Annotated in this window: 8 protein-coding genes; 3 read left to right on the forward strand and 5 right to left on the reverse strand. The window is 65.9% G+C overall.

Features of this window, described 5'->3' with window-relative positions; translation table 11 throughout:
• Positions 1–378: transposase (locus L630_RS21940; protein WP_034331094.1), on the forward strand; the 378-nt coding region annotated here is incomplete at its 5' end.
• Positions 379–547: 169 nt separating this feature from the next.
• Here L630_RS21940 and L630_RS0119960 read toward each other — a convergent pair.
• The 4 genes from L630_RS0119960 to L630_RS0119975 are packed head-to-tail and all read right to left on the reverse strand — an operon-like array spanning position 548 to position 4,594.
• Positions 548–1,813, reverse strand: a complete 1,266-nt coding sequence (locus L630_RS0119960; RefSeq protein WP_024849955.1) for an aminotransferase class III-fold pyridoxal phosphate-dependent enzyme — start codon at positions 1,811–1,813, stop codon at positions 548–550.
• Positions 1,814–1,866: 53 nt separating this feature from the next.
• The gene (locus L630_RS0119965) at positions 1,867–3,153 is read right to left on the reverse strand and encodes a TRAP transporter large permease (protein WP_024849956.1); all 1,287 of its coding nucleotides are present in this window, start codon (positions 3,151–3,153) and stop codon (positions 1,867–1,869) included.
• Entirely contained in the window at positions 3,150–3,617 is a 468-nt protein-coding gene (locus tag L630_RS0119970; protein ID WP_024849957.1) for a TRAP transporter small permease, read from the reverse strand. The genes L630_RS0119965 and L630_RS0119970 overlap by 4 nt, the downstream gene beginning before the upstream one ends.
• On the reverse strand, positions 3,617–4,594 hold the full coding sequence (locus L630_RS0119975) for a TRAP transporter substrate-binding protein (RefSeq protein ID WP_024849958.1): 978 nt from the start codon (positions 4,592–4,594) through the stop codon (positions 3,617–3,619). The genes L630_RS0119970 and L630_RS0119975 overlap by 1 nt, the downstream gene beginning before the upstream one ends.
• Before the next feature lie 162 nt (positions 4,595–4,756).
• Here L630_RS0119975 and L630_RS0119980 point away from each other — a divergent pair, with 162 nt between their 5' ends.
• Positions 4,757–5,566 carry an SDR family NAD(P)-dependent oxidoreductase gene (locus tag L630_RS0119980; protein ID WP_024849959.1) on the forward strand — a complete coding sequence of 270 codons (810 nt, stop codon included), beginning with the start codon at positions 4,757–4,759 and terminating at the stop codon, positions 5,564–5,566.
• Positions 5,567–5,577: 11 nt separating this feature from the next.
• On the forward strand, positions 5,578–7,302 hold the full coding sequence (locus tag L630_RS0119985; RefSeq protein WP_024849960.1) for an FAD-dependent oxidoreductase: 1,725 nt from the start codon (positions 5,578–5,580) through the stop codon (positions 7,300–7,302).
• 317 nt (positions 7,303–7,619) lie between these two features.
• Here L630_RS0119985 and L630_RS21945 read toward each other — a convergent pair.
• A partial coding sequence (locus L630_RS21945; RefSeq protein WP_034331098.1) for a transposase occupies positions 7,620–7,868 on the reverse strand: 249 nt, incomplete at its 5' end.

The raw sequence follows: 7,868 nt of genomic DNA on the forward strand, positions 1-7,868 counted from the left end.
CTCGGCTATGCCACCACCGACCGCAACGGCTACCGGCACTACCGGTCCGACCCGGCACAGTGCAGGACCTGTCCGCTGCTGGCCTCCTGCACGTCGAACGCCAAGGCGGTCCGCACCATCACCCTGCATGTGTGGGCGGACGCCCGCGAACGGACGGACAGTTACCGCAAAACGGCGTGGGGCAAGGCGATCTACAAGCGACGCAAGGAGACGGTGGAGCGCTCGTTTGCCGACGCCAAACAGCTGCACGGGCACCGTTATGCGCGGTTCCGCGGNCTNATGAAGGTNACNTGGCAATGCCTGCTGGCAGCCGCCAGCCAGAACATGAAGAAGATCGCCCTGGCACTCACCCGCCAGCCCCGCCTGGCGGGGGCATGAGGCCCTCTCGCCCCTTCATTATCTTCACTTCGTCAGGCGCCGCCAGCGCCCCTGCGCTCTGTCATCCCGCCCAAACGAAAACCCGCCAAAAATTGGCGGGTTTGTCAGTGGTCTGAAGGGAGGCGCGGGGGCGCCTCCCTTCTCATGTCGAGCGGCGTGGCCCCGCCGCTCAAAGCACCTTCGCGGCTGCAACCTTGGCTGCGGCCTTGCGGAAGGCGGAAAGGGAGATCTCCAGCTCCTCGTCGCCATGCGAGAAGGAGACGAAATAGCGGCCCCACGGGGACGGCAGGCCGATGACGTTGTTGCGGCGCAGTTCCTCGTAGTTGATGCGCGAGGCATCGATGCGGACCTTCTGCAGCGCGTCGTCGTAGTTCACCGGAACCTCCGGCGAGAACCACAGCGAGAAGACGCTGTCGAAGCCGGCGGTCGAGACGGCGATGCCCTCGGCGGCATAAGCCTCGACGATGCCGGCGCGCAGCTTCGCGCCGAAGTCATAGAGGCCGGTCTGGTAGTCGGCCTTCGACAGGATCTCGGTGGTGGCGAGGATCGCGGCGCTGACCATCGGGTTGCCGTGATAGGTGCCGAAGCGCGGAACCGTGTTGTCGTCGCAGACCGAGAAGGCGTCGTTGGTGCCGAGCACCGCAGCAACCGGAACGCCGGTGCCGATCGCCTTGCCCATGGTGACGAGGTCAGCCTTGAGGCCGATGGTGTCGGCAACGAGACCGAAACCCTGGCGCAGGCCCGCCATCACCTCGTCCGAAATGATCATGACGCCGTGCTTGGCGGCGAGGCTGTTCAGCATCTCGACCCACTCGCGCTCCGGCTTGAGGCAGGCGGTGTTGCCGAGCAGCGGCTCGATCAGGACGGCGGCGAGCTGGTCGCCATAGGTCGCGAACAGCGAGGTCAGGTCGTCCATGTCGTTGACGCGCAGCAGCGTCACGTCCGAGCGAACCGGGCGCTCGTTGGTGCGCGCGGTCTCCGGCGAGTTGACGAGGCCGAAACGGACTTCCTCGAACCAGCCGTCATAGCCGCCGACCGACTTCGCGATCAGCTTGCGGCCGGTCTTGGCGCGCACGATGCGGTTGGCGAGGTGGACGGCCTCGGTGCCGGTGGTGGTGAAGGTCAGGCGGGTGATGCGCTCGCCGCCGATCTTGACCAGCGCGTCGGCTGCCTCGTTCTCGAGCATGTTCGGGAAGCCCGGCATCGGGCCGTTCTCGAGCGCCTCGGTGCAGGCCTTGACGATCGCCGGGTGGGCGTGGCCGAGGAGGTTCGCGCCCATCGCCATGCCGTAGTCGACGAAGGAGGTGCCGTAGCTGTCGATGATGCGGGCGCCCTTGCTCGACTTCACGTAGAAGTCGCGGCCGTCGAGCACGCCGAGCGCGCGGGCCTGGCTGGAAACGCCGGCCGGAAGGGTCTTGGAAGGCTGGTAGCTCATGGGAAACTCCGAAGAAGAGGGGGAGGAGCGGCGCGCTGGCGCCGCTCCTGAACTCAGAAGTTGAAGTAGCTCGGAATGAAGGTGGTGAGCGCCGGGATATAGGCGATCATGATCAGGACGATGACGCTCGAGACCCAGAACGGCACGATGGCGCGGGTCACGGTCCAGAGGTCGATCTTGGCGACGTTGCAGACGACGAACAGGTTGGTGCCAACCGGCGGCGTGAACAGGCCGATGCCGAGGCCGACGGTGAAGATCAGGCCGATCTGGTACGGGTCGAGACCCATCTTCACCGCGATCGGGTGAACGATCGGGGCAAGGATGACCAGCGCCGGGCCGGTGTCGAGCCACAGGCCGACGAACAGGAGGATCAGCAGGATCACCGCAACCTTGAGGGTCGGGTCTGCAACCGCGCCGAGCAGGCCGTTGGCGACCGTGTTCGGAACCTGCGCAACCGTCAGCAGCCATGCGAACGGCACGGCGACCGCCATGATGATCATGATCGCGCCCGAGGTGCGCAGGGTCTCGAGCGACACCTGCATCAGGCCCTTCCAGGTCAGCTCGCGGTAGATGAACACCGCAACCAGCATCGCCCACACGACCGCGACGAAGGAGGCTTCGGTAACGGTGGCAAAGCCGCCGACAAGCGCGCCGATGACGACGAGCGGCATTAACAGTGCCGGCAGTGCCTTCCAGACATTGACGAGGAAGGTGCTGAGCACGAAGCGCTGGCCGGATTTGGGGAAGCCGTTGCGGACGCCGACGACGTAGGCGGTGACCATGAACGCGAAGCCGAGGAGAAGTCCTGGGAGGATGCCGGCTGCAAACAGACCACCGATCGAGGTTCCGGTGATGACGCCGTACATGATCATGACGACTGACGGAGGAAGAATAATGCCGAGAGTTCCCGATGCAGCGGTCACCGCCGCTGCGAATCCAACCGGGTAGCCGCGCTCACGCATGGCCGGGATCATGATGGTGCCGACGGCGCCGGTGTCGGCGGTGGCCGAGCCGGAAATGCCGCCATAGATCATGCCGGTGCCGACATTGACCGGGCCAAGGCCGCCGCGCATCCAGCCAAGGCATGCGTCAGCAACGGCGATGATGCGGCGGGTGAGGCCGCCCTCGTTCATGATGCCGCCGGCAAACAGGAACAGCGGGATCGAGGCGAGCGAGATGGAATCCATCCCGCGGAAGAGCTGCTGCCCGAGCCAGCCCGGCGGCAGCGGAAAGACACCGCTGTAGAAGACGGCGACGACGGAGCCCGCCAGCGCCCAGGCGATCGGCATGCCGATGATCATCAGTCCCAGAAAGACGCCGCAGAGAATGAGGAGGATCATTGGTCTTTCCGGAAGAGCTTGAGAGCCTGGTAGAACTGCACGGCGATGATGCCGGCTGCCATCACGACGATCGCGCCGTGCTGGACCCACATCGGCAGGCGCATCACCGGCGTCGGCGTGAAGGCCGAGCGCTGCAGCATGGCCCAGCCGCTGAAGAGGATGGCCAGCATGATCAGCGTGGTGATGACGTGGCGGACGATCGCGAGAATGCGCAGCGGCTTCGGCGGCAGGTTCTGGTCGAGCACGTCGATGGCGACGTTTTCCCGCGCGGCCTCGGCCATGACGGTGCCAAGCGCGGTGACCCAGATGAAGGCGATGCCGACCACCTCGAACGACCAGGCGAACTTGTTGGTCGCGAAGGTGCGCGAAATCGTCCCGACACCGGTGACGAGGATGACGGCAGCGAGCGCAAGAAGGCCCGCTGCCACCCATACCCGCGAGGAAATCTTCGCGAGTACACCCATTACTGAGCCTGTGCGGCTTCGCGAACTGCCTTCACGAGGTCAGCGCCGTATTCCTTCGAGAACATCTCGTAGACCGGCTCCGCCAGCTCGACGAACGGAGCGGTATCGACGGTGTTGATCTCGACGCCCTGCTCGGCGAGTTCGGTCAGCAGCTTCGCGTAGGTGTCGTTCAGCTGGGCGCGGTACCAGGTCTGGACGTCCTTCGCGGTCTCTGTCAGCGCCGCCTGGTGCTCCGGCGACAGGCTGTTGAAGCGCTCGCCATTCATGAACCAGAAGTTTGCCATCCACATGTAGTTGGAAACCGACAGGTACTTCTGGACTTCCGACCACTTGGCGTCGACGAAGTCGCGCAGCTCCGGCTCGGCGCCGTCAACCGCGCCCGACTGCAGCGCCATGTAGGTCTCGCCGTACGGAACGGTCTGCGGCAGGGCGCCGAAAGCCTTGACGGTCTCGAGAGCGACCGGGATCGGCGGAACGCGCAGCTTCAGGCCCTTGAAGTCGTCCGGCGTGTTGATCGGATGGACGTTGTTGGTGAAGGAGCGGAAGCCGGAGTCGAGAACGCCGACGATCTTGTAACCGCGCGGCTCGGCCATCTTGTACAGCTCCTCGCCGAACGGGCCATCGAGCACGGCGTGAACGTCGTTGAAGTCCGTGAACAGGAACGGCAGCGAGATGACCGACAGGCGCGGGTCGATCGAGTCGATGACGCCGCCGAGGCCCATGTCGATCGAGCCGTCGCCGACAGCTTCCGCGACCGGGCCTTCATCGCCCAGCAGGCCGTTCGGATAGATCTCGACGCTGATTTCGCCGTTGGTCTTTGCCTCCAGCTCCGCCTTGAACTTCTCCATCGCCTCGTTGATCAGGCTCTGGTCGGGCGAAGAGTGCGCGATGCGCAGCGTCTCAGCCGAGACGGACGAAGCGAGCGACAGGACGAGGCCGGCGGCGATGAGGGCACAACGGGATAGGGATACGGTCATGGGTTCCTCTGGGGTGGGGCGAAATTGACATTCGCAAGTAGTTGTTGAATGTATTCAATTCTGGAATGGCATTCCGCCAATGTCAATATCGGAACAGTCTTCAGTTCCGCAAGGGCATTTGACAGAGGCCGTTCTCCAACGAAAAATCAAGGCCTTGTTCGTATGTCCACACAGTTCGACCGACGCATCCTCGTCACCGGCGCCAGCGATGGAATCGGCGGCGCAACCTGCCGCAAGCTGGCGGCGGACGCCCAGGCCGCCGGCCAGTCGCTCGCGATCGCCATCACCACGACGGGCAAGAAGGGTGCCCCGGACGCCCTCATCGGCGAGCTGGAAGCACTGGGCGCGCAGGTTCTGCACGTAGCGGGGGACCTCGGGGATGCCGGCTTCTGCGTGGAGCTGGCGCGTCAGGCGCTCGCCTTCTGCGGCGGCATGGACGTGTTTGTGTCCAATGCGGGCGCGGTTGCCCCGGCAAAGCTGTCCGAACTGTCGACGGAAAGCTGGGACCGCCTGTTCGACGTCGACACCCGGCCGACCTTCCTGATCGCCCGCGAGCTTTTCGAGGCGCTGTCGGCAAGTCGCGGCAACATCGTCGCGGTCGGCTCCACGTCCGGGCTCCAGCCGCATTGCGGCCACGGCTCCTATTCGGCGGCCAAGGCGGCGTTGACGATGCTGGTGCGCCAGCTTGCCCAGGAATGGGCGCACGCCGGCATCCGCGCCAACATGGTGGCGCCCGGCCTGATCGAGACCCCGCTTACCGCCGGTGTCTATGCGAATGCCGACGTGCGCGCGGCCCGGGAAAAGATCGTGCCGCTGGGCCGCATCGGCCGCCCGGAGGATGTCGCCGAGGCGATTGCCTATTTCGCGAGCCCCGCGGCCTCCTACGTCACCGGGCAGGTGCTCGCCATCGACGGCGGCATCGCCGAGGCTGCGCTCCTGCGCATTCCTGGTCTTCCGGCTGCCACCAAGTGAGGGGCAACCACATGACGAGCGAAGCAGCGGGCTCCGAATCCCTCAACGAGTGCGACCTCTTGGTCATCGGCTCTGGCGCCGGCGGCCTTTCGGCCGCCGTCACCGCCGCGCATTGCGGGCTGAAGGTGATCGTCGCCGAAAAGGCGCCGGTTCTCGGCGGGACCACCGCCTGGGCCGGCGGCTGGATCTTCGCGCCGCGCAATCCGCTTGCCCGCCGCGCCGGCATCAACGAGCCCTACGAGAAGCCGAAGCAGTATCTGAAGGGCGTCCTCGGCAACCATTTTCAGGAAGACCGCGTCGATGCCTTCCTGCGGCACGCGCCGCACATGGTGGACTTCTTCGAGACCCACACCTCGCTGCAGTTCGAGCCCGGCAACCACATCCCCGACACCTACGGTCACATCGAGGGTGCCGGCACCGGCGGCCGCTCGGTGATCGCCGCGCCCTATGACGGGCGCGCGCTCGGCGAGATGATCCACCTTCTGCGCCATCCGCTGCGCGAGACGACCTTCAAGGGCCTCACCATCCAGGCTGGCGCGGACCTGCGCGCCTTCATGACCATGATGCAATCCTCCGCCTCGTTCCTGCACGTGACGAAGCGGGTGACGAAGCATTTCTGGGACCTTGCCCGCCACAAGCGGGCGATGCAGCTGCGCAACGGCTCGGCGCTGATTGCCCGGCTGATGCGCTCGGCCGCCGACCGCGACGTCGTCTTCCGCGTCAATTCCCCGGCGCGCCGGCTCATCGTCGAGCACGGCCGCATCGCCGGCGCCGAGATCGAGACGCCGGAAGGCGTCGAGATAATCCGCGCCGCGCAGGGCGTTGTGCTGGCGACCGGCGGCTTTACCCATGACGCAGCGCTGGTCAACGAGCTGTTTCCGGCGGCCGACCTGCACCGCACGCTCGCGGTGCCGGAGGCGACCGGGGACGGCCGCCGCATGGCGCTCGAGGTCGGCGCCGCTTTCGACGCAAGCCTTGCCTCGCCTGGCGCCTGGTGCCCGGTTTCGGAAGTGCCGTGGGAAGACGGCACGAAGGGCGTGTTCCCGCACATCATCGAGCGCGGCAAGCCCGGCATCATCGCGGTGACGCGAGATGGCAAGCGCTTCTGCAACGAGGGCATGGGCTACCATGACTACGTTACCGCTCTCCTCGAAAAGACGCGCGGCCAGCGTGCCGAAAGCTGGCTGATCTGCACCGTGGCCTTCCAGCGCCGCTACGGCCTTGGCATCTCGCGGCCCGCGCCGCTGCCGCTGGGGCCGTGGCTGCGCAACGGCTATCTCGTGCAGGCCAACACCATCGAGGACCTCGCCGAAGCCTGCGGCATCGATCCGCTCGGCCTTCGCGCCACCATCGCCGAATGGAACCGCTTTGCCCGGCAGGGGCTCGACCCGTTGTTCCAGCGTGGCTCGACGCCCTACCAGCGGCTGCAGGGCGATCCTGCCCAGCAGCCGAACCCGTGCGTCGCGCCGATCGAGACGGGACCGTTCCTTGCGCTGCGCGTCGTTCCCGGCAGCTTCGGCTGCTTTGCCGGCCTGCGCACCGACGCCAAGTCCCGCGTCGTCGACACTTCGGGCAATCCGATCCCCGGCCTGTTCGCCGCCGGTACCGACACCGCCAATGTGATGGGTGGCTTCTACCCCGCCGGCGGCATCAACATCGGCCCGGCGATGACCTTCGGCTACATCGCCGGCCGCACCGCCGCGGGCCTTCCCGCGCAGGAGGATATCGACGGGTAGGGCGTAGACCCGCCACCGTCGCTGGAGTGCCAGTCGTGCCCGCGTTTCTACGCGGGTTCTTCGCATGCCCCCTCCACCATGCTTCGCATGGTTCCCCTCCCCCGCTTCGCAGGGGAGGATCCCCCGGTCGCGCCTGTCACCCGCGTGGGTGGAAATGGAGGAAACGGACAGTCGTCGTCCGCTGGCTTCAAGCATGGACGGTAGTTGGATTACGACGGTGTACTGCTGTCAGTGACCCAGGAAGAGCAAGATGGTGTCCCACCGCGTGGTGTAACTGACGGCATTGGTCGCCGTGCTGTCCGGCTTGGCCGGGTTGGTCAGCGTGCTGCTACTGCTGGCAGGCTGATGAAGGGATCATCGCTCAATTGTCCGACGCTTTCCAGCGTCATGTAGCGGGCACGCTGAACGGCCCATTCATCGTTCTGTTCGAGCAGCAGGGCTCCGACGAGACGCACGATGGCGTCGTCATTCGGGAATATGCCGACGACATCGGTGCGCCGCTTGATCTCCCCGTTAAGGCGTTCGATCGGATTCGTGCTGTGAAGCTTGGCCCGATGCTCCTTCGG

Origin of the sequence: Aminobacter sp. J41, from assembly GCF_000526635.1 — a bacterium.
Classification (GTDB): Bacteria; Pseudomonadota; Alphaproteobacteria; order Rhizobiales; family Rhizobiaceae; genus Aerobium.